Annotated in this window: 24 protein-coding genes; 10 read left to right on the top strand and 14 right to left on the bottom strand. The window is 48.1% G+C overall.

Going from position 1 to position 25,413, the window contains the following annotated elements; translation table 11 throughout:
* Nucleotides 1-8: 8 nt before the first annotated feature.
* The 3 genes from FJ444_RS14200 to FJ444_RS14190 form a co-directional block, all read right to left on the bottom strand.
* On the bottom strand, nt 9-1,220 hold the full coding sequence (locus tag FJ444_RS14200; RefSeq protein WP_219993903.1) for a YjgN family protein: 1,212 nt from the start codon (nt 1,218-1,220) through the stop codon (nt 9-11).
* A gap of 159 nt (nt 1,221-1,379) precedes the next feature.
* Nucleotides 1,380-1,775, bottom strand: a complete 396-nt coding sequence (gene rraB / locus FJ444_RS14195) for a ribonuclease E inhibitor RraB (protein WP_140959222.1) — start codon at nt 1,773-1,775, stop codon at nt 1,380-1,382.
* Nucleotides 1,776-1,807: 32 nt separating this feature from the next.
* Entirely contained in the window at nt 1,808-2,533 is a 726-nt protein-coding gene (locus FJ444_RS14190; RefSeq protein WP_140959220.1) for a 1-acylglycerol-3-phosphate O-acyltransferase, read from the bottom strand.
* A gap of 232 nt (nt 2,534-2,765) precedes the next feature.
* On the opposite strand from FJ444_RS14190, the gene FJ444_RS14185 reads away from it, so the two are divergent.
* Nucleotides 2,766-3,923: an HD domain-containing phosphohydrolase gene (locus FJ444_RS14185; protein WP_140959218.1), complete on the top strand. Its 1,158-nt coding sequence runs from the start codon at nt 2,766-2,768 to the stop codon at nt 3,921-3,923.
* Between the two features lie 60 nt (nt 3,924-3,983).
* Here FJ444_RS14185 and glnG read toward each other — a convergent pair whose 3' ends face one another.
* From glnG to glnA, 4 genes are all read right to left on the bottom strand, one after another.
* The gene (gene glnG, locus FJ444_RS14180) at nt 3,984-5,396 is read right to left on the bottom strand and encodes a nitrogen regulation protein NR(I) (RefSeq protein WP_140959216.1); all 1,413 of its coding nucleotides are present in this window, start codon (nt 5,394-5,396) and stop codon (nt 3,984-3,986) included.
* A gap of 2 nt (nt 5,397-5,398) precedes the next feature.
* A complete protein-coding gene (gene glnL, locus FJ444_RS14175) occupies nt 5,399-6,475 on the bottom strand; it encodes a nitrogen regulation protein NR(II) (RefSeq protein ID WP_140959341.1) in 1,077 nt (358 codons plus the stop codon).
* A 125-nt stretch (nt 6,476-6,600) separates the two neighbouring features.
* Nucleotides 6,601-7,068 (bottom strand): DUF4124 domain-containing protein, encoded by a 468-nt coding sequence (locus FJ444_RS14170; RefSeq protein ID WP_181405170.1) that lies wholly within the window; start codon nt 7,066-7,068, stop codon nt 6,601-6,603.
* Nucleotides 7,069-7,204: 136 nt separating this feature from the next.
* Nucleotides 7,205-8,614, bottom strand: coding sequence for a glutamate--ammonia ligase (gene glnA, locus FJ444_RS14165; protein ID WP_140959212.1), 1,410 nt, complete (start codon nt 8,612-8,614; stop codon nt 7,205-7,207).
* A gap of 407 nt (nt 8,615-9,021) precedes the next feature.
* Here glnA and typA point away from each other — a divergent pair, with 407 nt between their 5' ends.
* From typA to FJ444_RS14150, 3 genes are all read left to right on the top strand, one after another.
* Nucleotides 9,022-10,848 carry a translational GTPase TypA gene (typA, locus tag FJ444_RS14160; protein ID WP_140959210.1) on the top strand — a complete coding sequence of 609 codons (1,827 nt, stop codon included), beginning with the start codon at nt 9,022-9,024 and terminating at the stop codon, nt 10,846-10,848.
* A gap of 557 nt (nt 10,849-11,405) precedes the next feature.
* Nucleotides 11,406-11,783 carry a response regulator gene (locus FJ444_RS14155; RefSeq protein ID WP_140959208.1) on the top strand — a complete coding sequence of 126 codons (378 nt, stop codon included), beginning with the start codon at nt 11,406-11,408 and terminating at the stop codon, nt 11,781-11,783.
* Between the two features lie 29 nt (nt 11,784-11,812).
* A complete protein-coding gene (locus tag FJ444_RS14150; RefSeq protein ID WP_140959206.1) occupies nt 11,813-12,943 on the top strand; it encodes a MalY/PatB family protein in 1,131 nt (376 codons plus the stop codon).
* On the opposite strand, the gene FJ444_RS14145 is transcribed toward FJ444_RS14150, so the two are convergent.
* Nucleotides 12,932-14,119, bottom strand: a complete 1,188-nt coding sequence (locus FJ444_RS14145; protein ID WP_140959204.1) for an Nramp family divalent metal transporter — start codon at nt 14,117-14,119, stop codon at nt 12,932-12,934. The genes FJ444_RS14150 and FJ444_RS14145 overlap by 12 nt on opposite strands.
* 146 nt (nt 14,120-14,265) lie before the next feature.
* Between FJ444_RS14145 and FJ444_RS14140 the strand changes: the two genes are divergently transcribed.
* Complete coding sequence (locus FJ444_RS14140) at nt 14,266-14,889, top strand: UPF0149 family protein (protein WP_181405169.1); 624 nt, start codon at nt 14,266-14,268, stop codon at nt 14,887-14,889.
* A gap of 29 nt (nt 14,890-14,918) precedes the next feature.
* On the opposite strand, the gene FJ444_RS14135 is transcribed toward FJ444_RS14140, so the two are convergent.
* The 3 genes from FJ444_RS14135 to FJ444_RS14125 all read right to left on the bottom strand — a co-directional run bounded on the left by FJ444_RS14135 (nt 14,919) and on the right by FJ444_RS14125 (nt 17,282).
* On the bottom strand, nt 14,919-15,101 hold the full coding sequence (locus FJ444_RS14135; RefSeq protein ID WP_140959200.1) for a hypothetical protein: 183 nt from the start codon (nt 15,099-15,101) through the stop codon (nt 14,919-14,921).
* Between the two features lie 62 nt (nt 15,102-15,163).
* The gene (locus FJ444_RS14130; RefSeq protein WP_140959198.1) at nt 15,164-15,592 is read right to left on the bottom strand and encodes a CopD family protein; all 429 of its coding nucleotides are present in this window, start codon (nt 15,590-15,592) and stop codon (nt 15,164-15,166) included.
* Nucleotides 15,593-15,605: 13 nt separating this feature from the next.
* A complete protein-coding gene (locus tag FJ444_RS14125; RefSeq protein ID WP_140959196.1) occupies nt 15,606-17,282 on the bottom strand; it encodes a chloride channel protein in 1,677 nt (558 codons plus the stop codon).
* Nucleotides 17,283-17,429: 147 nt separating this feature from the next.
* Here FJ444_RS14125 and FJ444_RS14120 point away from each other — a divergent pair, with 147 nt between their 5' ends.
* Together FJ444_RS14120 and FJ444_RS14115 are read left to right on the top strand one after the other, a co-directional pair.
* Complete coding sequence (locus FJ444_RS14120; RefSeq protein ID WP_140959194.1) at nt 17,430-18,167, top strand: DUF6776 family protein; 738 nt, start codon at nt 17,430-17,432, stop codon at nt 18,165-18,167.
* Between the two features lie 8 nt (nt 18,168-18,175).
* Complete coding sequence (locus FJ444_RS14115) at nt 18,176-18,916, top strand: hypothetical protein (protein WP_140959192.1); 741 nt, start codon at nt 18,176-18,178, stop codon at nt 18,914-18,916.
* Between the two features lie 18 nt (nt 18,917-18,934).
* Here FJ444_RS14115 and FJ444_RS14110 read toward each other — a convergent pair whose 3' ends face one another.
* Complete coding sequence (locus FJ444_RS14110) at nt 18,935-20,482, bottom strand: PH domain-containing protein (protein WP_140959190.1); 1,548 nt, start codon at nt 20,480-20,482, stop codon at nt 18,935-18,937.
* Entirely contained in the window at nt 20,479-21,024 is a 546-nt protein-coding gene (locus tag FJ444_RS14105; protein ID WP_140959188.1) for a PH domain-containing protein, read from the bottom strand. The genes FJ444_RS14110 and FJ444_RS14105 overlap by 4 nt, the downstream gene beginning before the upstream one ends.
* A 252-nt stretch (nt 21,025-21,276) precedes the next feature.
* Here FJ444_RS14105 and FJ444_RS14100 point away from each other — a divergent pair, with 252 nt between their 5' ends.
* The 3 genes from FJ444_RS14100 (at nt 21,277) to FJ444_RS14090 (ending at nt 23,371) form a co-directional block, all read left to right on the top strand.
* A complete protein-coding gene (locus FJ444_RS14100; protein WP_140959186.1) occupies nt 21,277-21,612 on the top strand; it encodes a copper resistance CopC family protein in 336 nt (111 codons plus the stop codon).
* 8 nt (nt 21,613-21,620) lie between these two features.
* The gene (locus FJ444_RS14095; RefSeq protein ID WP_140959184.1) at nt 21,621-22,496 is read left to right on the top strand and encodes a copper resistance D family protein; all 876 of its coding nucleotides are present in this window, start codon (nt 21,621-21,623) and stop codon (nt 22,494-22,496) included.
* Between the two features lie 131 nt (nt 22,497-22,627).
* Nucleotides 22,628-23,371, top strand: coding sequence for a MauE/DoxX family redox-associated membrane protein (locus FJ444_RS14090; protein ID WP_140959182.1), 744 nt, complete (start codon nt 22,628-22,630; stop codon nt 23,369-23,371).
* 49 nt (nt 23,372-23,420) lie between these two features.
* On the opposite strand, the gene FJ444_RS14085 is transcribed toward FJ444_RS14090, so the two are convergent.
* Complete coding sequence (locus FJ444_RS14085; protein ID WP_140959180.1) at nt 23,421-25,337, bottom strand: alpha-amylase family glycosyl hydrolase; 1,917 nt, start codon at nt 25,335-25,337, stop codon at nt 23,421-23,423.
* Between the last annotated feature and the right edge of the window lie 76 nt (nt 25,338-25,413).

The following is a 25,413-nucleotide window of genomic DNA, read 5'->3' as shown; positions in this document are numbered from 1 at the left end:
AAGGGTACTTAACCCAGTGATACATCGAGGTCGAAAGCACTGGCGACTTCTTCAGCTGTTGCCGTGCCGATTTGCTCGTTAGACGCCACCACAGAATCAATACCATCCAGTACATTCACCTGTGTATGCGCGGCCAGGTAGCTTAGCGTGCGTGTCTTCACCCACGGAAGTGCCAGGCCAAGGCTGAAAACCAATGCCAGCATGTTGGTAATTTTAAGCACTAAAAAGCCACCCACGGTAACGTTTGACTCAAACGTTGCTACATTGCCCAGACGCGTTTGCGCATACATGTGATTGCGGATCATGCCCGAGTAAATGGCGCTCGCTAACGTAAATACCAGGAAATACAGAATGAACACTCCCAGCATTACCGAAATGCTGCCTGCCTGTTCAGCGGATTCTTTCGCCCCGGCAAATACCGCAGTCGCGCCAATAAGGCTTATGCCAACTATAAAGGTAATGATTGAGACTACACCTGCTGCCAGACCTGCAACAAAATACGTACCGCCACTCAATTCTGTACTAAATGCCTTGTCGCCGTAAGTGGTGTTATTAAGAATGAATTCATCCATCTTTTTGAGCGCCCATGGCATGGCCAGATACAGCGTAAACACGGTTAAAAACGGGAAGAGTAAAAATACCAGAAAGGCTTCTCCATAGCGGCCGGTAAAGCCAAAACGCACATTGCGGTAGCTGGTCATTTTCATGCCGAACTGCATGCCCTTGCAAATTAACCAGGGCGACAATATGGCAATAGCCAGTGCCATTACAACGGCAACAATTGGGCTGGTGGATATGGCAAGAATATAGCCCACCAGTAAGATGGCGCTGATAATTCGGCCTTTCAAAATTTGCAACGGTTCTGCCAGATAAGAAAAACGGTGTCCGTCGATTTCCAGGTTACCGTAAAGATAGCGATTGGTGCGCACTTTGGCCCAGGCTGAATAAATGCCAAGCGTTACAATGGAGAGCAGTAGATTTACAATCCAAATGGAAAAGAATTCTTTTGCAGAACCGTGAAAATTCACCGGGGATTTACGTAAAAACGTGCCTTCCTTATCAAGTACTTGTGATGATTCTTCTGAGATGTGTTCAGCGTGACTGGCTATCAGTTCGTCGAGTTGTTTTGCTCGTTCGGGATACAAGGCTTCGTCAAGCGTTGCGCGTGCATCACATAATTCTTGGTAAGAATAAGCTGAATAATCGGGAGTGGTATCCACGTGACCTCCTGTCTGAGTAATCGTCGTCATGACGAAAGTTACCTGAACGCAAACTCTCTCTGAGAGGCATCCGGGCTTGTTGTTTATGTTAACCGTTATTTTGTAACTGTTTTTTTAGATGAATGCAACAGGCCTGTGATACAGGCCTGATCGGAAGGGCTATTCTTCTTCGCCCATTTCATCGCTTATTTCTTCGGCGTCTTCACCAATGTAATAGGTGCCCCAGCCGTCGTAATGAACCTGGTGTTTGTCGGCAATTTTTAATAGCGCATCAATATCGGCATCCAGTTCTTCGCGCTTTAAAAAACGCTCAGCGATAACATCGAAACAGAAAACCGTACCGCCGTCATCTAAGTAGACTTCTTCAGCATCAGTCACTTCAAAGCCCGCTTTAAATGCATCAACTGCCGCTTTTTCTAATCGGTCAAAGTTATTGCACGCCATGTGGTGTTCAATGGTGTATTTCGCGTCGGCTTCGCTGCCGTCGCTGATTAGCGCCTCAATGGTTTCCTGATTAAATTCGTACCATTCTTCGCGTTCGTCAAATTGTGTCATAGTGCTTCCGCCTTCTCACGTATAAGTTTATTTTATCGTGATTTTTCCATTTCGGCGACTTCAGCATTTAACTCTTTGAATTTTTTTTCCATTCGCTCGTGATAATGGGCCATCCAGCCCTTGGGTGAGCGGGAGTCATCCAGCTGTTCTGGTGCCTCAACATCAACCAGCACTACCCCGTTATTCCAGCGATTCCAGCGAATCTTATTGTGCAGGTCGCTGGCCGTTACCAGCATCATGGGGGTATCGGTGCCGCGGGCCAACCGGAACGCGCCTACTTTGAACGGCAAAATGCCCCGACCATTTGAACGTGTACCTTCTGGAAAAAACCAGATCGAGAGATTTTTTTCGGTAATTTTTTTAGCAGTAAGACTCAGGGTGTCCATGGCTTTTGAGGTATTTTTGCGGTCTATCAGAATATTACCGCTCAACCAGTAAATCTGGCCAAAAATGGGGATCCACTTAAGACTTTTCTTACCAATGGTAACTACGCCGGGCACAGCGGCTTTGCAAATGGTGATGATGTCGTAGCTGTTCTGGTGATTGGCAATCATCACGTAGGATTTGTCGGTGTCCAGATTATCAGGATAGCGAATAATCACTTTGAGCCCCAGAATACGGGACATCTTGCTATACCACTGGCCTGCAAAATACACATTGTCGCGATGAAAAGGGCGAATAACACATCGCAAAAGCACGACGATATTAATCAATAAAAAGGCTACAACCAACAACAAGGCCCGAATAATAGCTAACACTTAAATACCTTTTGGAAAATTTGCGCAGGATTATAACGGCTTAGGCTTGAACATCATCTCCGATCAGTCGCGAGAATCGCCACAAAATGCCACTGTTGTTATTGATGACTCGTGCTATGCTTGAAAGGAGTATCTATTGTAGCGGCTATCGCGCTATTTCGTAATGCTGATGAGCCAATAAGCGCCAGTCTGGCGATTATGTGGCGCGAATGGCTTAGTGAGTTGTATTACCATGCAAACGTTTATACCTGAAGAGCTTGAACCGGAAATCCTGTCCGACTTGATTGAAGAGATCCATGAGCTGTACGAAGCCAGCGAACAAACTTTGATCGAACTTGAATTAAAGCCGGAAGACAACGAACTGCAGCGCGCATTGTTTCGCTCTGTGCATACCATTAAAGGGGATCTGGGGCTGGTAAATTTCTCGCCCATCATTCCTTTGCTTCAGCACGTTGAAGATTTGCTGGACTTCCTTCGCAAGGGGCAGGTTAACTACACCAGTATCATGAGCGATTTAGTATTGCTCACTATGGATAGGGTAAAGCAATTTGTAGAAAGTGTTATTGCCAGTGGTGAAGCACAATACGACGATGTGTTATACCAACAGCTGATTATGGCAATCAAGCGAATCACGCCAGACAACAAAAATCAGCATGATAAGCTTTTAGGAGAGGCGGTTTTACTGCTGAATCCGGAACTTGATCAACCTGTTACAGGCAATGACATTAGCGAAAAGCCCGCAGATAATGTTGCTTCACCTGCGCCACAAAAGCCGACACTGGGGAAAACCGGGATCCCGAAAGATCTCAGCGCAGAGAAGCGCATGGACATCCTGTTCTTTCGCGAAATGATGCAAACCATTGAGCACCGTTCAAATTACTGGGCGGGCAGGGGAGATCGCATTGCTAAACTGGCGTTGTATGTGAACGATGTAGCGGGCAACCCAATTGAAGAAGATCAGCTTGCGGTAGCCTGTTATGTTCACGATTTTGGTATGGCGTTTATGCCGTTAAAACTGCTGCATAAAAACGATCCGTATACCGACAACGAGTTTAATCTTATGCGTTCTCATGTGTACAAGAGTTCGCGCTTATTGGAACACCTCGATCAATGGGACATGGCGCGCAAAATTGTCATGCAGCATCACGAGCGGGCAGACGGTTCAGGGTATCCATTAGGTTTGAAAGAAGATGATATCTGTGATGGGGCAAAGTTGCTTGCCATTCTGGATACCTTTGATGCGATGACCCATTCCCGAGCCAGAGCCGACAAACAACCGATATCCAAGAAAATGGCCGTTATTGAGTTGAATCGTCAGGCAGATGGCAAATTCAGCCATACCTGGTTGCAGTACTTTAATCGGGCAATGGCGAAAGTACTTACCCGATAGTCAGTTTTTGCTGTCAGAACTAAAAGAGGAAGCCAGGCTTCCTCTTTTGCATTTTAATGTTTACGCATCTACGCCCAGTTCTTTCAACTTGCGGGTGAGGGTATTTCTGCCCCACCCCAGCCGTTTTGCGGCTTCCTGCTTGTGGCCGTGAGTGTGATGCAGCGCGCGTTCCAGCATTATGCGTTCGAAGGTTAGCATGGCGTCATTCAGGATGTTGTGTTGACCTTCCTTCAACTGACGATCCACAAAGGTGGCCAGTAAATCGGTCCAGTCACCGCTTTGCGATGTGCCTTTTTCGATGACACCACCACTGTGAATTTCCGGTGGCAGGTCTGCGGGCAATACTTCCTGGCCAGAAGCCATAACGGTTAACCAGCGACATACGTTTTCTAACTGTCTTACGTTACCTGGCCAGGGTAATTGGCTCATGACCTTTTCTGTTTCTTTGCTGAGTATTTTGCATTCCACTTCAAGCTCTTTAGATGCCCGGCGTAAAAAGTGTCGTGCCAGTAGTGGTATATCTTCCCGACGCTCATTCAGCGACGGAATATGAATGCGAATTACGTTTAAGCGGTGAAATAAATCTTCACGGAATTTTCCATCTGCAACGCGCTTTTCCAGGTTTTGGTGGGTTGCCGCAATAATACGTACATCCACGGTCACCGACTGATGTCCGCCCACGCGATAAAACTGACCGTCAGCCAACACGCGAAGTAATCGCGTTTGTACATCCAGTGGCATATCACCAATTTCGTCAAGGAACAGCGTTCCACCATTGGCCTGCTCAAACCTGCCCTGACGGGCGGCCTGTGCACCAGTGAAGGCGCCTTTCTCATGACCAAACAATTCGGATTCCACCAAATCGGCAGGTATCGCAGCCATATTCAGCGCAATAAACGGGTTGGCTGCTCGCGGGCTATGGCGGTGTAACGCATGCGCTACCAGCTCTTTACCAGTACCAGACTGACCGTTAATTAGCACACTGATGGAAGAACGTGATAACCGCCCAATAGCGCGAAACACTTCCTGCATCGCAGGGGCCTCACCGATGATTTCGGTGGCGGATTCGGCTTGTGGTGCCTGTCTGGTGCGGGACTGCTCGCGCGCGTGGATTAGTGCGCGTTCTGTCAGAGTCACCGCTTCATCAATATCAAAGGGTTTGGGCAGATATTCAAATGCGCCGCTTTGGTAAGCATTTACTGCGCTGTCCAGATCCGAATGCGCTGTCATAATGATCACCGGGATCATTGGCGCTATTTGATGTACTTCTTTTAACAGCGTCATGCCGTCCATTTGTGGCATACGTATGTCTGAAATAACGACTTCAGGATACTGGCCGGATTCCAGTTGTAACAATAAATCCTGGGGGTTCTCGAAACAACAGCAGTCAATATTGGCTGCCTGCAATGCTTTTTGTAACACCCATCGAATAGAGCTATCGTCATCAACAATCCATACAGATTCAGTATTCATGATTACGACTCCTTCCTGTCGATCGGTAAAGATATAATAAATTCAGTGTGACCAGGACGGCTGTCGACTTCGATCTTGCCATCGTGGTGATTAATCAGTGTCTGTGCAATAGATAAGCCCAATCCAGAACCTGTCTCTTTGCTGGTGACCAACGGGTAAAACAGGGTGTCGCGTATATCTGCGGGAATACCCGGGCCGTTGTCGATCACTTTGATTTGTGCTGCCAGCGAGTGACGCTGCCCATGTATGGTTAACTGACGCTCAATACGGGTAACCAGTCGAATATGGGGATTGGGTGTTTTAGAGTCGCGCAACGCCTGCACGGCGTTACGCACAATATTCAGTACAGCCTGTTGCAACATATCCGGATCCACTTTTATGTCGGGAATACTGGGATCGTAGTCGCGCGAAATCGCAATAGCCTGGCTGGTATCGGCTTTCATTAAACTGCGGATTTTTTCCAGCGGGCGATGCAGGTTACACCACTCTAAACGGGGCAGAGAATTGGGGCCTAATAAGCGGTCAACCAGATTACGCAAGCGGTCGGACTGCTCAATAATAAGCTGAGTAAATTCTTTTTCGTCAGGGGACGAGAGGGCCTTTTCAAGCAACTGCGCTGCACCGCGAATACCGCCAAGCGGATTTTTAATCTCGTGTGCCAGGCCGCGAATTAACTCACGGGCGGCAAAGTGCTGGGCGTGCTGCTGGTTTTCCCGTGAAATGCGCTTTTGCTGATCGACCTTTTTTACTTCAAACAACAAACGAGGGCCATCTTCAGTATTCAGGTTGGTTACCGTTAAATCAGCCGACACTACGCGATTATCGCGGAAGTACAACTTTACTTCATTTTCGGTAAAATCCTGACCACTGCGAAAGGCGGCTCTGAGCCGGGCTTTGTTGATGGTATTGGGTACAAAAAAATCGGCAATGCAGTGCCCGTACAATTGTTTTGTGCCCGTTGCAAATAAGGCCTGACCTGCGTGGTTAGCGTACACAATGCGCAAGGCATTATCGATAACTACCAGCACAGTAGTGACACTATCCAGCAAATTGTTGGTATCAAACGGCGTGGCTCGCATGCCAGCTTTCTCCACTTGCACCATTATGGTGCTTCATTATTTCAGGCAAACTAAACCCGTGCAATATCTTCTCGCATAAACGCTTACATGAACTTCAATGGTGCGCGTATTACGTGGGTTTGCTGTTAATTATTGTTAATAAGACGTGATGCCTGATGCAGGTAAAACGTACGTGGAGTGCTAGATGCAAGAGTCTTGCCCGTATTGTCGATGTGAGCAATATAAAATGTATGTGCCCCTCGGGGCAGGTCATTCAGGGTAAATAAGGGGGCTGACTGCTCACTCACAAGCTCGCCATTGAAGTACAGACGATATACGTCGCCTTTCTGCGTGTTGGTAACGCGTGCAGCAAATTGCACGCTGCCGGCATTATTTCTAACCGTTGCCTGGTCATCCGGCTGGATAACCGTGATCACAGATGGTGCACGCTCTGTGGCCTTTTTGGCTTGCGCTTGTATTGGCACTGGCGAAACTGGTGTACTTACCATGCGATTATCTGGCCCCAACTCTACTGGTTGAGCATCCGGTGGCGGCGTATCGGTATAAGTTACCGAGCCATCCTGATTGATAACTTTGTAGATTTGCTGGGCCATAATCTGATGGGAGACACCAACAGATATTACCGCTAGTAAAAAGACATATTTTGCTCGCATGCAATTGATTGTAGGTGATTTGGAATAAAAAAAAAGCCCGCATAAGCGGGCTTGGGTATTTTATCTGATACGGTGCTTACACACTGTAGTACATGTCAAACTCAACTGGGTGAGTAGACATGCTCAGTTTAGTTACTTCAGCAGTTTTCAGTTCGATGTATGCATCGATCATGTCGTCAGACATTACGCCACCTGCAGTCAGGAACTCACGGTCGTTGTCCAGAGCTTCCAGTGCCTGCTCCAGAGAGTGGGCAACAGTTGGGATGTTTGCTGCTTCTTCTGGTGGCAGATCATATAAGTCTTTATCTGCTGCATCACCAGGGTGGATCTTGTTCTTGATACCGTCGATACCAGCCATCAGCATTGCGGTAAAGGCCAGATATGGGTTACAAGCTGGATCAGGGAAACGTACTTCGATACGACGTGCTCTGTCAGTGGTTACGTATGGAATACGGATAGACGCTGAACGGTTACGAGCAGAGTAAGCCAGCATTACTGGGGCTTCAAATCCTGGTACCAAACGCTTGTACGAGTTAGTTGCAGGGTTAGAGAAAGCATTGATCGCGCGAGCGTGCTTAATGATACCGCCAATGTAGAACAAAGCTTCTTCAGACAAACCAGCATACTTGTCGCCAGCGAAAATGTTCTTGCCTTCTTTAGAGATAGACTGGTGGCAGTGCATACCTGAACCGTTGTCGCCTACCAGAGGCTTAGGCATAAAGGTAGCAGACAGACCGTAAGAGTGTGCCACGTTGTGAACAACATACTTGTAGATCTGAACTTCGTCAGCTTTAGTTACCATGGTGTTGAATTTACACGCGATTTCATTCTGACCAGCAGTCGCTACTTCGTGGTGGTGCGCTTCAACAACCAGACCCATTTCTTCCATTACCAGACACATTGCTGCACGGATATCGTGTGCAGAATCTACTGGTGGAACCGGGAAGTAACCGCCTTTAACGCCTGGACGGTGACCCATGTTGCCGTCTGCAAACTCAGAACCTGAGTTCCACGCTGCTTCTGAAGAGTCGATTTTGAACATAGAGCCTGACATATCAGTGTGGTACTTGATATCGTCAAACATAAAGAATTCTGGCTCTGGGCCAAACAGAACGGTGTCACCGATACCAGTTGATTTCAGGAACTCTTCTGCGCGACGAGCGATAGAACGCGGGTCACGGTCGTAACCTTCCATTGTAGTAGGTTCTACGATGTCACAGCGAATGATAACCTGAGTTTCTTCGGCAAATGGATCAACTACTGCAGTGCTAGAGTCTGGCATCAGAATCATGTCTGATTCGTTAATCCCTTTCCAGCCAGCAATTGAAGAACCGTCAAACATTTTACCTTCTTCAAAAAAGTCTTCGTCGACCAGGTTAGAAGGAATAGAAACGTGTTGTTCCTTACCTTTAGTGTCGGTAAAGCGAAGGTCTACAAATTTTGCTTCGCTAGATTTGATTAATTCTAATGCCGATTGAATTGACATCGTGTCCTCCAGGTTATTTTAAATGTGTGAACCAAAACTGGGTTCGCAGGTGGGAAATCCCTAAGCGATAATCATGCCATTTGCTAACGCAAGGCTGGACACCGCGTAAATTCGATCTGTCGTCACGATCTTAAACTTCTATCTGCACTATTTTGGTGATTTTGTGGTTTATTTTGGTGCAGCTGGTGGCCGGCAGTGTTTCTCATGAGACCACGCATGCCATTCTTTCACCCAGCGCAAGAATTAGCAATAGATGAATTTTATTTGAAACTGAAAAAAAACTGCGCAAAGCACTTGGATTTTCTGTACAATCCGCGCTCATTTTTATTATTTACAGTGTGTAATAGCCGGTGTGTGCTGCAAAGCCATATGATTGGCGGGCTGCACACCCTGCAGGTTGATTTTCAATGAATGTAACTGACATCAATAAGCTTAGAAATATCGCGATTATCGCGCACGTTGACCATGGTAAGACCACCCTGGTAGACAAACTGCTCCAACAATCCGGCACCCTCGAAACCCGTGGTGAAGCGCAAGAGCGCGTAATGGATTCGAACGATATCGAAAAAGAACGTGGTATTACCATTCTGGCCAAAAACACGGCCATTAACTGGAACGATTACCGCATTAATATCGTGGACACCCCCGGACACGCCGATTTCGGTGGAGAAGTAGAGCGGGTAATGTCGATGGCTGACTCTGTACTGCTGCTTGTTGATGCGCAGGAAGGGCCAATGCCGCAAACTCGCTTCGTAACCCAGAAAGCCTTTGCTCAGGGGTTGAAGCCGATTGTAGTCATTAACAAGATCGACAAGCCAGGCGCGCGTCCTGACTGGGTTATTGATCAGGTATTCGACCTGTTCGATAACCTGGGTGCAACCGATGACCAGCTGGATTTCCAGGTGGTGTACGCGTCTGCACTAAACGGTTGGGCGTCATTGAGTTCTGATAAAAAAGAAGAAGACATGACGGCGCTGTTCCAAACCATCATCGATCAGGTTTCTCCGCCGAATGCCGATATCGACGGCGCGTTCCAGATGCAGATTTCTCAGCTGGATTACAACTCTTACGTAGGTGTTATCGGTGTTGGTCGTATTACTCGCGGCAGTGTCAAGCCTAACCAACAAGTAACGGTTGTTACCGCTGACGGTAAAAAGCGGAATGGAAAAGTTGGCCTGGTATACGGTTACCTCGGACTGGCGCGTCACGAAGTGGAAATGGCTACTGCTGGCGACATTATCGCTATCACAGGTCTGGGCGAACTGAAAATTTCTGACACCATCTGTGATGTAAACACCGTTGAAGCATTGCCGCCATTAAGCGTAGATGAGCCAACAGTTACTATGACTTTCCAGGTCAACACGTCTCCATTTGCTGGTAAAGAAGGTAAATACGTAACATCGCGTAATATCCTGGAGCGTTTGCAAGACGAACTGATCCACAACGTAGCACTGCGGGTTGAAGAAACGGCTGACCCGGATAAATTCCGTGTTTCTGGTCGTGGTGAATTGCACCTAGGTATCCTGATCGAGAACATGCGTCGCGAAGGTTACGAAATCGCAGTATCGCGTCCGGAAGTAATCCTGAAGGAAGTAGATGGCGAACTGCAGGAGCCGTTTGAAACGCTGACGATCGACGTTGAAGAAGGTGACCAGGGTTCCGTTATGGAACAGCTTGGCTTGCGTAAAGCTGAAATGCGCGACATGAACCCAGATGGTAAGGGTCGTGTACGTTTGGATTTCATTATTCCAAGCCGCGGTTTGATTGGCTTCCAGACTGATTTCATGACCATGACCTCTGGTTCAGGTTTGTTGTACCACACATTTGACCATTACGGCCCGCACAAAGGCGGCGTGATTGGCAAGCGTAAGAACGGTGTACTGATTGCTAACGCTCCGGGTAAAGCACTGACTAACGCCCTGTTCAACCTGCAGGAGCGTGGTCGCTTGTTCATCGGTCACGGTGTGGAAGTGTACGAAGGTATGATCATTGGTATTCACAGCCGTGATAACGACCTAACGGTTAACGCCCTGAAAGGTAAGCAGTTAACTAACGTTCGTGCATCGGGCACCGATGAAGCGCAGACACTGGTTCCGCCAATCAAGATGTCTCTGGAGCAAGCGCTTGAGTTTATCGATGATGACGAACTGGTAGAAGTTACTCCTGTGAGCATTCGTATTCGTAAGAAGCTGCTTACCGAAAACGATCGTAAACGCGCATCACGTTCTAAATAAATCACTACGGTAATACATCTCAGTTTTTGGGATGTTTACCGCTAAATATTCGATTTAGTTATATATACAAAGGCCGGTTGCTATCGCATCCGGCCTTTTTCTATTACTATTATGTACATAGTAACTTGTGCGGGCTGGTCGAATCTTCTTTGACTATTTGTTATACCAATTCGCATAGAAGTTTGCCCTCTCAGAGTGATCCCTGAGGGCTAGTCGAAAACGACTTAGATCACGACGCGTTCTCTGAGGCATAGTCATTCTATGTCCAGAGGACGCAACACAGATGTAAGTCGTTTTGGCCACTCCCTTCGGGCATTACTGGCAGGGTTTTTAGCGTTGTTACGCTTGCTTGATTTGGAACCACCACACCTGTGCAACCAAGCCTAGCTAAAAAGCCAGCCAGTATTGCTGAGTGAGTAAACTTCTATGCGAATTGGTATTAGTCTTACGACCCGCCATTGGCCCAATACACACAGATATGAAACGGTTTTCGCCTTAGTGATGACTTCATTTCAGTGTGTATATTTCTAAACTATCTGGTTTGGTTTTTCGATACTATGTCTACTTATACCATTGCCGTAATAGATGATGATGAGGTGTCTTTGGAACTCATTGCGCACGTCATTGAATCGGAGCTGGATGCACAGGTTATCAGTTTTACGCGAAGTGCATTTGCAAAAGAGTTTTTAATGCATCAAACCAACACATCGCTGGACATCATTGTGAGCGATATGGTGATGCCGGAATACGATGGCCTTGCGTTATTGCGGGCCTGCCGCGAAAAAGGCCTGAGTGTGCCGTTTATTTTCATGACCGCTTACGCATCGCGTCAAACCGAGGTACTGGCAAAACAACTGGGTGCCGTTGCGTACCTGGTTAAGCCAATCCGACGCGATAAATTAGTGAGTTTGCTAAAACAACAATTGACGAAATAGTCATACAACCCATGTAAAAGGTAGTTGCAGTGAGTACGTTTGATCACACACCAGACCGCACCAACCAGTGGTCGTTTAAATGGCAGAAATACGCAGGAAAAGACATTCTGCCTTGCTGGGTAGCGGACACAGAATTTCGTTGTGCGCCAGCCATTCTGGATGCATTACATGCGTTAACTGAGCACGGTGTAATGGGGTATACCCTTCCGGCGCAACACAAGCCGGCAAACGATGCTATTGTGCGTTGGCTGCGCGATAAGCACAATTGGGCGATCGAATCTGACTGGATTGTATGGACACCTGGCGTAGTACCCGCGTTCAATGTTGCCATTAAAGCTTACTGTGAAGAAGGTGATAAAGTACTGGTCCAAACGCCCAATTACCCGCCATTGCTGGCTGCTCCGGCTCTGAATAAAACACAGCGGGTAGATATTCCCACTGTGTTGCAAAATGGCCGCTGGACGCTGGATTTGGATGCCTTAGCAAGAGAAGCTGCCGATCCGCGTTGCAAACTTATGATCTTGTGTAATCCAATGAACCCGGTGGGCTCGGTAATGACACAGGACGAAGTGGATGCTATTGCCGCCATTTGTGAACAACACAATGTGACATTGTGCTCAGATGAGATCCATTGCGACCTGATTTTAAGTGAGCAAGTCTCTCATATCCCAGCTGGTCGGGTGGCCGCATTACAGGATCGCAGTATTACCCTGATGGCTGCCAGTAAGACGTTCAACGTAGCCGGTTTAGGGACATCTTTTGCGATCATTCCCGACGCGTCGTTACGCCGTAAGTTTAGTCAGTCTGCAGCCGGTATTGTGCCGTGGGCAAATATTATGGGGCTGGAAGCTACCCGGGCCGCTTTTACCGAAGGGGATGAATGGCTGGCTGAACAGATTGCGTATTTGCGCGCGAACCGCGATTATCTGGTGTCGCGTATTAACGGGATCGACGGTCTTTCTGTAGTGTGTGCCGACGCAACCTTCCTGGCCTGGATCGACGGCAGTGGTTTGGGTGTTGAAGACGTGCAGCAATGGTGTGAATCCAAAGGTATTGGCCCATCGCCGGGTAAAGACTTTGGTGCGCCCAACTTCTTCCGTATCAACTTTGGTTGTAGCCGGGCGATGTTAACCGAGATCCTGGATCGCTTAAGCAAATAGCTTCTGGTAAGTCAGTCCAACAATCAGTATAACAACCCCACCGCCTAATACATTGGCCGCTAAGCGATTGCGCAGCGCGCCAAGTTGGGGGTGGGTATTCATCATATACAGCAATAGCAGGGCAATAACTGGCAGTAACACCCCATTGGCGGCCTGAGCAAACAAAATAGCGTACAGTGGTCTGGTTCCCGTAAGGGTAGCCACTACACCTGCTACTAACACAATACCCCACACAGCGCGAAACCACACACTGCTGAGATCCGTGGGTTTATTCAGCGCTCCGCACACCGCATAGGCTGCGGCGAGTGGGGCGGTAATGGCGCTGGTTAATCCGGCTGCAAACATCCCCATTGCAAAAAATACTTCAGCATATGAGCCCAGTAGTGGGGCCAGTTGTGCCGCAAGATTGCCCGCCTGGAGTTCGTTGGTTTGCCCATAAAAGGCTTGCATAGCGGTAGCCATGATCACCAGGGTAATCAATCCACCAACACCAATGGCTAGCCCTGATTGGCGTCGGTAAGTACTGGCGGGTAAATGTTGTTCTTGTTGCTGTCGGGCAATCAGACTGGCGTGTAAAAAGAGGTTGTAAGGTACAATGGTGGTGCCAATCAATGCCAGAATGGTGGTTAAACTGCTGGTATTGAGCACGGGTGAAGAAATTTGGTTAAGCATGGCAGACCAATCCGGTTCTGATACCGCAAACGTGACAGCGAAAACCAATGCCATCAAGCCCACCAAGGCAACCAGCACAGATTCAATAATCCGGTATTTGCCCCACCACAACAGCATGGCTGCAATCAGTCCCATGATCCCGCCCCATGTACCAACGCCAAGTGACACTATGCCGTTCAGCCCCAGTGCTGCGCCGGTAAGGTTGCCCGATTCATAGGCAGCATTACCTATTCCAATTGCGGCAACTACCAGCAGAATCAGAGGATACTTTACCCAGGGGCGCTTGAACTGATGGTGCAGTGCTTCGCTCATGCCTTTACCTGTCGCAAAGCCTAATCGCACAGACATGTCCTGGAGCACAATGGTAGCAATGACGGAAAACAGCAGTGCCCACACAAGATGAAAGCCAAACTGCGCGCCCGCCAGGCTGGCAGTGGTAACAGTACCCGGACCAATGAAGGCAGCGGCAATGATATAACCGGATTTGGTTCGGGTTGGGGTCATGCTACACTCTTTATTATTGTTTTAAGCTGGGCGCACATCAGGGAAAGCAATAGCAAAGTCTATCTTCGCCGAAAGTGCCTGTGTTGTTTTAGCTATTAAACCATGCCTGCACTTCAGTGAACAGACGCAAGCCAATGGAATCCGCCATGCCAATACACATCAGTATTTTTGAACACCCTGAGTTTTCCAGCATGTTAGCCTCGCAGCCCTATGCAGAAGGGGTGATATTCGCTGTGGCGTCGGCACCTGAAATCCCAATGCCGGAAGAGTGGATGCCCTGGGTGATCGAACAATCTGGTTCGCAGTCAATTAGCAAACAACAGGCCGATGAATTAGCCGATGGGCTAATGAAGCAACTCCGTGATGCGCTGGACGCAATGCGCAAGCAGGCAGCACTGCTGCCAGCCTATTGCCAATGGTCTCAGGAGTGTGAAAAGCGACGTGCATTATGTGACTGGCTAAAGGGCGTGCTGACCGGCCATCAACAACTTGAAAAAGTATGGCAACGTGCCTGGCATCAGGGCGGAGAACAAGGTTCAGATTTACCCGCTTTAGCTGAAAGGTTAACGCGTTGCCTTAAGTTGTTTAGTACGTTAGCAGAGCCGGAGCAGGCCCTGGCCAATGCGCCTGACAATAAGCGCAGTACATTGCATGAAGGCTTACCTAAGCTGTTTGTAAGCTTGCCTGCCATGTTGCAGGAATACGTGGCGATAAGCGGAGAGTTAGCCGGGCATTTACCTAATCAGTTTGAAACGTTCCAGTCGGAATAATGACAATGTCTATGCGAATCGGTATACGTTTACCGGTAGCGATGTTTAACCTGAAGAAGTTCTTTTACGGTAGTAATGTAGCTGTCTAAGGCTTGTTTGGCTTCGTCGTAGGCCAGCTGGCATTCTTCCGAGCCTGGATCCTCTCTCAGCGCCTCAAAGGCGATGTCGGTCTTGTGTAACAACTCTTTAAGCAGTTGATTGTTTACGTCCATGTAATGTCCTTGTGGGTGCCCGAACGTCCATTTAGGGCGGATACAGATTTTGAGAAAGAAAATCAGATAAATTTTACGACAGCCAGCAAGACCACCGCTAACAACACCAGCACCGGCGCTTCGTTTAAAATGCGAAAAAAACGTGCTGAGTGCGTTACTTTATCGACTGCAAATTGCTTTACCAGATACCATAAATAAAAATGATAGCCATAAATCAGCGTAACCAATAGTAGTTTAATATGCAACCAGTGGGAAGCAGCAAACCAGCCATTGCCATAAGTGTAGATAAGGGCAATGCCAAATAGCAATGTGAAGACGGCGAATGGCGTAACAAATAACCACAAACGACGCTCCATTACCTTGAACGTATCTTTAACGGCCTGATTTTCCGCTTCTGCGTGATAGACAAACAGGCGTGGCAAATAAAAAATGCCGGCAAACCAGGCTACCATAAAGAAAATGTGCAGGGCTTTAAGCCACAGAATTGTCATAGCGTGTACCTTTTTAAAACTGCGCGCGTTGCAGGAAACTTTGCAAGCGGTTCCAGGTGATGACACCCGTGATCACCGACGGATTGTCGTCGTAAATATAAACGGCGCCCGAGCGGGCGCTGTAAAGCTGTTCGTAAACCTCTGCCAGTGTGGCTTGTGATGATATACCTGTCATCGTTTGATAGCTGATAGGGTGGGCATGCTGACTTAAACTTACATCGTAATGCACCCAGGCGTATTTAATGTCCAGTTCAAACTTACTTTGTTGAATAACCAGTTGGGTAGGCGCATCGGCCAGACACTTCAACAGCGCTTCTTCTGGCGCATCGTAAAACAGCTTGTAGTCTGTTTCCATGGCTGCCTGCACACCAGTTTTCTCAAGTGCTTCCCGAATGGACGTAGTGGTATAGGGCAGTTTTTGAAAATCCAGCTGTTGCATAAATATAGAGCGGTTACCCAAAAACTGCGTTGCTGTTACGTAAGCGGGCACGATCACCAGTATGGCCGGCAGAATAATTTCCGGCCGATAGGACAATTCCATTACTGCTACCAATGCCGCCAGCGGGGCGTGTAATACCGCAGTAAGCATACCTGCTATGCCCAGCAGCGCAAAGCTGCTGGTAAAGTCTTCACGGGGCAGCCAGTAAGATATCGGGATCAACAAAAACGCGCCCGCCAGCATACCAATTACCATCACCGGGCCAATGATCCCACCGGGAATACCTAATCCAATCGCACAGGTAGCCAACACAAATTTCATCAGCAAAATTACCAGCACCATGATGGCTTCGGGGTTTTGCGAGAATAGCGCGTTAACGTCCTCAAAACTCGCCCCCAGGGATTCTGGCAACAGCGCCCCGCACATTGCGGTAATCAATGATGCCAACAATAAACGCCATACCATTGATACCCTGCGAAAAGCGGCCATAACGGTCATAAGCGCCTGGTTAAACAAGGTGGCGAGCACACCGAGCAAACAACCAAAAATAATCAGGTACAGGTATAGCCACTGACTGAACGAAGTATAAGAAAAGTGTGCCAGCTCGTTAGCTTCACCAAATACAATCCGGGTGATCACCGAACCACAGGCGGCAGATAGCATGACGGGCACAAATATATGTATTTTGTATTCCCGGAGTACCACTTCCATCACAAAAATAACCGCTGCCAGTGGTGTATTAAATGACGCGGAGATTCCTGCGGCAATGCCACAGCCGGCCAGGGTACGAATACTGTTTTGAGGCAGGCGCAGGGTTTGCCCGAATAAGCTGCTGCCTGCTGCGCCTAAATGTACTGACGGCCCTTCTCGGCCCACTACAAAGCCACCGGCCAGCGCTAACATACCACCAAAAAACTGATTTACCGTAGTGCGCCAGGGGATATGTCCGTAATGCCGTTTTACCCGGTGGATCACAAAAGGGATACCCAAACGGTAGTGTTTAAATCCGGTGAAAAACGCAATGACCAAAATGAGGATGGCTGCCGCGATTGGCAAAATGAACCAGTCGAACGTGCTACCTAGCTGAAATTGGCTAAGCAGATATAAACCCAGTGATTGAATCCAATCAATTCCCAGTCTGAATAGCACAATGAGCAAGGCTGATGTAACACCGGCAACAATCCCCAACAGGCACAATTGCACTGAAGTGCGAGGATGGGCAAGTTCTTGTCTGAGAGACTGCAGTCGCATAATACCGGGTATGCACGGAGGAATGCATAAATACTACCACAAGCGCTTAATATTCAAAGTATTGAGTTAGTGCATTACAGAACTTGGCAGCAAAGATATTTGAATAATGAAACTAAAAAAGGCAAAGTGCAGTCAATTGTTTAAATAGTGAGTCGATTTGGTGTCAGTCTGACCATGCATGTATCTGATATTCCTAAGCGGTTAGGCAATACCCGCACCATCATATTACTTGGCTTTAGCCTGGTAGCGATGGTGGTATTCGGGTTTGTTCTGGCTAATGTTGACCGCGTGCGATTATCGGAAGCGTTAGCCAGTGCCAACAATGCCAATACCACATTGCGGGCAGAAAACGCGCAATTACTCACTGTGCAAAATCAGCTTCGGGTTGAGCTCGAGTTAGCCAAATTACACGCAGAACAGCTTAAAAATGAACTGGTAATCCAACAGGAACAAGTCTTTGCCCTTCAGCAGGATAAAGCGTTTTATCAGCACGTAATCGCCCCCGAAACCAGTCAGGATGGCTTTTTTATCGACGGGCTTGAACTAGTGGCATCGGCTGGCACCAACTATTTCAAAGGCTCAATGGTGTTATTGCAACAACGAGCCGTGAATGCCGTGGTAAAAGGCACCTTGCAATTAGAGATCACTGGCAGCCAGGACGGGCGACATACCGTACTGCATTCCTCACAGGATGAATTCTTACCCGAAGGTGAAATACCTTATGGGTTTAAGTATTTTCAGGCCGTCACCTTTTATCTTCAATTACCCGAAGGATTTGTACCGGAAACACTGCGATTTACCACATCGGTGTTTCAGTACAATCGCAAGCGCGGTGATTATGAGCGCCAGTATAACTGGCAGGACGTGCTCACAGTAACGCAATAGGACAAGCAGTGAACCAACAAGGACCGGATTATCAGCATTATAGTTTGAGCGAGCTCGAAGATGCCTTGTCTCAACTCGACCGGGAGCGCTTCCCGGACCGTTTGCAATCGTTGCAAGAGTGGATTGAAAAACGGCGTGAAGAACAGTCCGCTGAGCAACTAACGGAAGAAGAAGCCTACTATGGCGAAGCACTCGAACCTGTGCCTGCGGAAAATAAGCTGTGGGTTTGGTTTTGGCAAGGGGTGTTTTCTTGCGTACTGATACTGGACTTTTTGGTGATGTTCAGACAGAGCTTTGTGCCCGCTGCCTGGTGGGAGGAGTGGGTGTTTGTGCAAGTACTTATTTACACGATTGTCCTATCTTGTGCATTCTACTTTTTCGTTTCGAAAGACAATTATTTTAGCCGCAATTTAAAGCGTCGTAGTCGCTCGGGGAAATTCACAATAGTGTTTGCCCCATTCTTGATTGCGATGTTCCTGTATCCGTTCATTATGTATGTGGTACCTTCGGCCGGGCACGAACTGTCGGTGAACAATCGCTACGAATACACTACCCATTATCAGTTAAAAACGCGTACAAAAGGATGCCATTTTCGTGCGCTCATCAACGCCGCAGAAGGGTTAGCGTCTTCAACGCTGTGTATCAGTCAACAGGATTACAATTCAATGCCCCCGAGCGGTAATATTGAGATTTCAGGCACTCGCAGTATGTGGGGATTAACGGTCATCGCCTATCGCTCAACCCGATAGGCTCAGACCAGAGCTGCGCTACATCCAGCCGGGTTTGTGTTGCTCAATTTCGGCAAGGGTGTCATCGGTTAGTGAATAGACATAGTCCTGTGGCAAATAGGGCATGGTTAACCGACCACTTGCCAGCACTAAATCCAGGCTAACCAATCGTCGTTTTTGCATAAAGATATTCTGGCACAGGGCTACCTGCTGAAGCTTGCTGCGAGGAAAATACCAGTAATCCACGCCAAACGCTCCCTTGCGCAAGTAGATATACTGGTCGTCGTGGGCCAGTCCCCAGCGCTTCCAGCACGCTCTTGCCACAGCGCTGGCACATGCCAGAAACGCGAGCGTGAGCAGCACACCGTATAAACCCAGAAAACCAATAGTAAGCATGGCAACTACCACGGTTAATGGTGTTACCACAATCAGCATCAAGCGCCAAAAATAACGAATATGCGCGCCAGTATAGGTTATGTTACGCGCTTGCTGGGCAGGGAATACATCTTCAGCCAGGGCAACCGCCTGCTCCACGGTAACCGAGGGCACCAGCAGTTTGTTGGCCGCTTTGGTTTCGGGCTGATACTGATTACCTGTTACGTTTTGTTCAAAGTAGAGATTTACTCGTTTTAACAGCCTGTCCAGCCAGTCTTGCTGCATGCGAAACACCTGAATACGGGAGTGTTTCATACTCACTTCCTGACGGTTAATTAATCCGCTGCGGCGAATGTATTTATCTTCGCGTTTAGATAGGGTGTAGCCGTAAAACATCAGAATACTGCCACCAACTGAGAGCAACGCCATGATCACCATTAGCCCAATCACCAGCATGGCGGTCATTACACCCACATACCAAAAAGTAACGGCCTCGCTGCCAAACCATTGCTCAATGTGAGGACGCAGAGACGTCATTTGATTGATAACCCAGTCGGTTCCCTGCTCGTAGAATGGTGCTGCGGCACCCAGTAAAATCCATACGCGGTTATTGGTGATGCCATGCAGGATCAAGTCTTTCAGACTGCGGCGGTTAATAACCTGGTCAGCTGCAACTTGCTGCTCAGTTTCCGGAGAATCTTCTGCCGAAGCCTGCACCGCTGTCTGGTGATATTTACGCGCCTGCAAGATAGTGTGCTTCAGGGTTTCGGCATAATCACGCGTGACCCCGGCAAATTTCGCTTCCTGTTTGGAGGAACCCGCGGTATCCAGTGTAACCACCAGCATATCCAGAAATCGAAAATAAAATGGCTGATCGAATTTTACATTTTGAATGCGCTCAAATGGCAAATCCGTATAGGTGCGATCCAGTACCCCAGAGCGTATAGCGATGCCGGATTTTGAAATAGTGAACTGAAAGAACCAGTATTTAAGCACACCAGAAACCACAAAACTCACTACCAGGCCAGCAATGATAAAAGGTACCAGTGCGTCAGGTATATTGTTGTGAGCACCAAGAATAAACGCAGGGATCACGTAAACGGCAATGCTGACAGATTGCTTCAATTGTTCAAATAAAAAGTGCAGAACCGACCAGGGTGACACCCGTTGCCAGTTATCTACTGCGCTGGTTGTATCAACAGGGGCGTTCATGCTTCATCCTGTGACAGGTCTGAGTGATTCAGCACAAACTGCCGCATGCGTTCGGCTGATTCCGCGGGCAAGCCGGGGATCGCCAGGGTGTGATCGCTTCCACCGGCAGAATACACCTTGAGAGTTGCCAATCCCGCCAGGCGTTCAAATGGCCCGCGCTGAATATCGATGTGCTGGATTCGCAGGATTGGCTGGCAAATAATGTCTTTAAAGAACAGCCCTTTGAATAGCACCAGATCCTGTTCCCGTATTGAAAAGCGAATAAGCGGATCGGCAAAATAATGGTACGTAAAAATCCAGGCTCCAATGAACACCAACCCCGCCAAACACAACAGCAGGATAAATGGAACTGGCTCTGGTAGTTCAAACCACGGCTGTACTAACACTATTCCCAGCAGCAACCCAATGAACCCAAAGATGGCGCTGGTTAGCCATAAATTCAGTTGGCGGTAGGCCGGGGAAATGGGTTCTGATTCCACGGAGGTTAAACTGGGTAAGTCGGCAACGGGTATCACGTTATTTGAGAATTCAGAAGCTTGCATGTGTTCATCCTTAAAGCGTTAATGCCACTATATCACCGAATTTTTGGCGATTTGGTATTACTTCGTTACGAAAAGTGTTACCGATTTTTTCTGCAAAGGGGTAATTCAAAAAGCACAGTCTGCTGCTTTACGTTTACAATCGACACGTAATTGTGTTCGCAGTGGCATATCCAGCGTAATTCTTCTCGCGGTATTATTAGACTAAGGATTGATTATCGCTATCAGAACACTGTGTATTTTAAGAGGTTTACAATGAGATTGTTGAGTGTACTACTGTTGCTTTGGAGTGTTGGTGCATCAGCTCACACCCATCTAACTGCGTCTGTGCCAGCCAATAACGCTATGCTGATGAAAGCACCTGAAACGCTGTCGTTAAGTTATTCTGCCGAGGTTATCTTACTGAGTGTTGAAGTAACCGACAGCAATGGCAACAACGTATCATTTGGCTTTAAGCCCGTAACTACGGCCGCTAGCCAATTCAGCTGGCCATTGCCAGTACTGAAGCCTGAAACCTATGTGGTTGATTGGACCATTGTGGGCAAAGACGGCCACAAGGTACAAAAACAATATAGCTTTATGGTGCACTAAACCCGGTGATGGATTCACTGTTTTGGCCAGTTCTGATTGTGGTGAGCAAGTGGGGGATTTATGCCGCCATGATTGTCTTGCTTGGCAGTTTTTACTGGCAACAAACGGTTGGTGGGTGTTTTGAAAGCGGTATAGTCATGTCTGCTCCGTCACTTATCGCTTGGTCGATAATCGGGTTAGTTTCTGTTGCGCTGCAATTTTTCTCACAAACCGGCATGCTGGCCGATGATGGCCTGCAAGGCGCGGTGTCATCGTTCATGATGCAAATCGTTTGGTCTACCGGTGCAGGCGATGCCACGCGTTGGCGGGCGATAGGTTTTGTCTTAGCGTTTTTCGCTATCCTAGCATCCAGCCAGAATAAGGTGTGGAAGGCATCTTCACTAGTCATGCGACTTTCTACCGCAACCGCCTTAATCGGTGCGTTCCTGTTTACGGGACATACCGCTGAGATGTCTCCTTGGTATGGTGCATTACTTACTACTCACGTGTTGGTAGCTGTGTGGTGGTTTGGCGCACTGTTACCTATGCGAAAAGCCTGTCAACACGACGCTGTCGACGTGCTATTACCCTGGCTAGTCAGGTTTGGTGAACAAGCCAGTGTGCTGGTGTTGATAATGGCTGTAATGGGGGCTGTCCTGGCATATGCCATTGTCGGTACTGTCCACAATCTGTTATTTACCGGATATGGCTGGTTATTGATGGGGAAGGTATTGTTGTTCTGTGGGATCCTGTTTCTAGCGGCTCGTCACAAACTATCGCTGGTGCCAGCGATCCATACCTCGGGTGATGTACGGCAGTTTGTTGCTTCTCTCAATGTGGAAATTGTGGTCGCCGTGGTATTACTTGTCGTTACCTCTGTATTGACCAGCCTGGTCGGCGTTTGATAACAGTTTGGATCGCTTTTTGCGATATCTCCTGTAATAAAGTCAGATCTATGGGGTTTTACGGGTAAAGTCTGAAAAGCTTACACGTGACGCTTCATATCTCTGAAATCTTTAATATGTCAGGAGGCGAAATGAAAACGGCAATATTGTATCGTATGGTTACGGACCAACACATTTGTCCCTTCGGCCTGCGCTCAAAGGACCTGCTAAAGCGTGAGGGCTATCAGGTAGACGACCGATGGCTTAAAACGCGTGAAGAAACCGACGCGTTTAAGGCTAAGCACAACGTTAAAACGACCCCTCAAACTTTCATTGATAATAAGCGCGTGGGCGGGTATGACGACCTGCGAGCTTTTTTTGGTAAATCTCCACAGGGTCAAAAGGGCACCAGTTATCAGCCGGTGATAGCGATTTTTTCAGTCGCGTTTTTACTCGCGCTGGTTTATCAGCAATCACTGACCGCCGGATATTCTGTTAGCGGCACCATTATGCTTTTCATTGGATTTGCCATGACCCTGCTGGCAGTGCAAAAACTGCAGAATTTGTATACTTTTACTAATAGCTTTATTACATATGACTTGCTAGCGATGCGTCACATTCGCTACAGCTATGCTTATCCGTTTCTGGAGCTGTATGCGGGGTTAGGCATGCTAAGTGGTATTTCTCCCTGGCTGGTGGCGCCGGTGTCTGTATTTATCGGTTCTGTCGGTGCAGTTTCAGTTGTCAAAGCGGTTTATATTGATAAACGAGAACTCAAGTGCGCCTGTGTGGGCGGCGACAGTAACGTGCCTCTGGGGTTTGTTTCCCTTAGTGAGAACGTATTTATGGTTGCTGGTGGACTCATGATGTTAGCTGGCGCAACATACGCCATGTAGGTGATGCCAGGTTATTAGACCTGGCATTTATTGTTGGTTGGGTAAGTGTTTATTTAGCAACGGAGAGAATTACTGAACCAAGAGGGGGTAAGGCAACTACGATCGAGAGTTGTTGCTGAGTCAATGTTGAGATCAGCGTTTGACCTGTCAATAAATCAGTTAATACCAGTGGAGAGTCAATAGACCAACTGCCTTGTAACGAAGTGGGTAATAAAACATTGAGATCAACTGCATTGTTGGCATCAAAGTTACTTACTACGATGAGTTTGTCATCGCCTTGCCAGCGTGCAAAGGCCAGTTGTTTTTCACTGTAATCACTGTCTCCAGTAAGGCTTGCCTGATGCAGGCTGGCATAGCTGCCCGTTGCTGCCGGATGTGTTGCAGCGATTTTCAACACCGTTTCGTAGTAGTGCCTTAAGGCTTTTTCTGAATCGGAAAGCTGTCCACCATCAAACTTACCATCATTCATCCAGCGTTGGTGCGCAGGTACTCCCGCGTAATCAAATATCGTCGTGCGGGTAGGTTTACCAAATCCCATGTCTTCGCTGCCATCTTCGCCTACTTCCTGACCAAAGTAGACCATCATTGGCGACGAACTCATGAGTGCTGACACCACTAACGCAGGTTTGCCTTTTTCCGCATCTCCCGCAAAGTCAGGGCTGGCGATGCGCTGTTCATCGTGGTTTTCTAAAAAGTGCAGTAGTTGTGGCGCAATATCCTGATATTGCTGTTGAATGGCAACCAGTTCACTGGTGGCGCCGTTACCTTGCATGATGCGTTTTAGCGTATCGTAAAAATCCACTTTGTCGTACAGCGAGTCCATTAATCCCAATTGAAGATAATCGCGATAAAGATGAGGCTGGTACACTTCAGCGAGTAAAAATGCATCCGGGCGGCGCACTTTAATGTGGCTGTTCAGATACGACCAAAACGCAACGGGCACCATTTCAGCCATATCATAGCGAAAGCCATCCACGCCTTTGTTAAGCCAATACTGGGTAATATCCTTAAATTTCACCCAGGAATCCGGTACGGATTTGTCTTTCCAAAACGCAACATGCTCCGTTGCAGGTAACCCGCGCATTGCCTCTGGCAGGGCTGGGAAGTCGTATGTGCCGTCTGGTCTTACGCCATAGTTGATTTTTACGGTTTCGTACCAGTCGTTAACATCTGGTTTAGCGGCGCGGGCACCGTTGCCGGTCCATTTGGCTGGGGATTCGTCGAACTTGCCGTCAGCCAATGGATGTGCCTCTTCGCCCAGAGGCGTCAAACTCTCTGGTATATCAGGCACTTCGAACCCCTGACCGGGCACATAATAAAAATTGTTGTTCTTCTGATACTCGACATTGGTATTGTCATGTAAACCAAAACTGGTTTCCGGGTAGGTGAGTGACGCATATTTGCGGGCCACATGGTTGGGCACAATATCGATGATCACTTTCAGGCCCTGGGCTTGCGTGCGCGCAATTAAGGCCTCAAACTCTGCCAGGCGCTGAGTGGGATCGTCAGCCAGATCCGGATTTACATTGTAATAGTCGCGCACGGCATAAGGCGAACCCGCCCTGCCTTTTACTACGTCGGGATCATCAACCGGAATACCGTACTCTGAATAGTCGGTAACAGACGCGTGGTGCACAATGCCGGTATACCACACATGGCTTATTCCCATCTGCTTTAGCGCAATGAGTGCATCATCATTAATATCGCTGAACTTCCCAACACCGTTTTCTTCCAGCGTACCCCAGGGCGTGTTAGTCGTGTTTTTATTGCCAAATAAACGGGTGAATACCTGATAGATTACTGGCTTTGCGTTGGCGTTATTAGTGTGCATTGTGAAATCCTGCGCAGGCGCGTCCAATAACTGTTCCGGTGCCCGATCCGGTGGTTGTTGGCACGATAGCATCAAAGGAAGCGTTAGCGCCAGTGCGCTTACCCGGGTTAATGTGTGCAGGAGGTTTGATTTCATGATCACGCGTATTCTGTAGCTTATTTCGTTCGAGCATAGCGGCTATTAGCCGAAGACGAAATATACATACGTATTC

The organism is Aestuariibacter sp. GS-14 (genome assembly GCF_006494365.1).
GTDB classification, from domain to species: domain Bacteria; phylum Pseudomonadota; class Gammaproteobacteria; order Enterobacterales; family Alteromonadaceae; genus Alteromonas; species Alteromonas mangrovi.
The sequence above is the reverse complement of the archived record's forward strand: the minus strand, read 5'-3'. Positions and strand labels throughout refer to the sequence as shown.

Excerpts from the sequence above, each read along its gene's own strand:
- FJ444_RS14125 (WP_140959196.1), bottom strand. The coding sequence starts at position 17,282 with ATGCGACTGCAGTCTCTCAGACAAGAACTTGCCCATCCTCGCACTTCA.
- typA (WP_140959210.1), top strand. The coding sequence starts at position 9,022 with ATGAATGTAACTGACATCAATAAGCTTAGAAATATCGCGATTATCGCG.
- FJ444_RS14095 (WP_140959184.1), top strand. The coding sequence starts at position 21,621 with ATGGATTCACTGTTTTGGCCAGTTCTGATTGTGGTGAGCAAGTGGGGG.
- glnA (WP_140959212.1), bottom strand. The coding sequence starts at position 8,614 with ATGTCAATTCAATCGGCATTAGAATTAATCAAATCTAGCGAAGCAAAA.
- glnL (WP_140959341.1), bottom strand. The coding sequence starts at position 6,475 with ATGCGAGCCACGCCGTTTGATACCAACAATTTGCTGGATAGTGTCACT.
- FJ444_RS14155 (WP_140959208.1), top strand. The coding sequence starts at position 11,406 with ATGTCTACTTATACCATTGCCGTAATAGATGATGATGAGGTGTCTTTG.
- glnG (WP_140959216.1), bottom strand. The coding sequence starts at position 5,396 with ATGAATACTGAATCTGTATGGATTGTTGATGACGATAGCTCTATTCGA.
- FJ444_RS14145 (WP_140959204.1), bottom strand. The coding sequence starts at position 14,119 with ATGACCCCAACCCGAACCAAATCCGGTTATATCATTGCCGCTGCCTTC.
- FJ444_RS14135 (WP_140959200.1), bottom strand. The coding sequence starts at position 15,101 with ATGGACGTAAACAATCAACTGCTTAAAGAGTTGTTACACAAGACCGAC.
- FJ444_RS14100 (WP_140959186.1), top strand. The coding sequence starts at position 21,277 with ATGAGATTGTTGAGTGTACTACTGTTGCTTTGGAGTGTTGGTGCATCA.
- FJ444_RS14140 (WP_181405169.1), top strand. The coding sequence starts at position 14,266 with ATGCCAATACACATCAGTATTTTTGAACACCCTGAGTTTTCCAGCATG.
- FJ444_RS14085 (WP_140959180.1), bottom strand. The coding sequence starts at position 25,337 with ATGAAATCAAACCTCCTGCACACATTAACCCGGGTAAGCGCACTGGCG.
- FJ444_RS14105 (WP_140959188.1), bottom strand. The coding sequence starts at position 21,024 with ATGCAAGCTTCTGAATTCTCAAATAACGTGATACCCGTTGCCGACTTA.
- FJ444_RS14110 (WP_140959190.1), bottom strand. The coding sequence starts at position 20,482 with ATGAACGCCCCTGTTGATACAACCAGCGCAGTAGATAACTGGCAACGG.
- FJ444_RS14185 (WP_140959218.1), top strand. The coding sequence starts at position 2,766 with ATGCAAACGTTTATACCTGAAGAGCTTGAACCGGAAATCCTGTCCGAC.
- FJ444_RS14090 (WP_140959182.1), top strand. The coding sequence starts at position 22,628 with ATGAAAACGGCAATATTGTATCGTATGGTTACGGACCAACACATTTGT.
- FJ444_RS14170 (WP_181405170.1), bottom strand. The coding sequence starts at position 7,068 with ATGGCCCAGCAAATCTACAAAGTTATCAATCAGGATGGCTCGGTAACT.
- FJ444_RS14130 (WP_140959198.1), bottom strand. The coding sequence starts at position 15,592 with ATGACAATTCTGTGGCTTAAAGCCCTGCACATTTTCTTTATGGTAGCC.
- rraB (WP_140959222.1), bottom strand. The coding sequence starts at position 1,775 with ATGACACAATTTGACGAACGCGAAGAATGGTACGAATTTAATCAGGAA.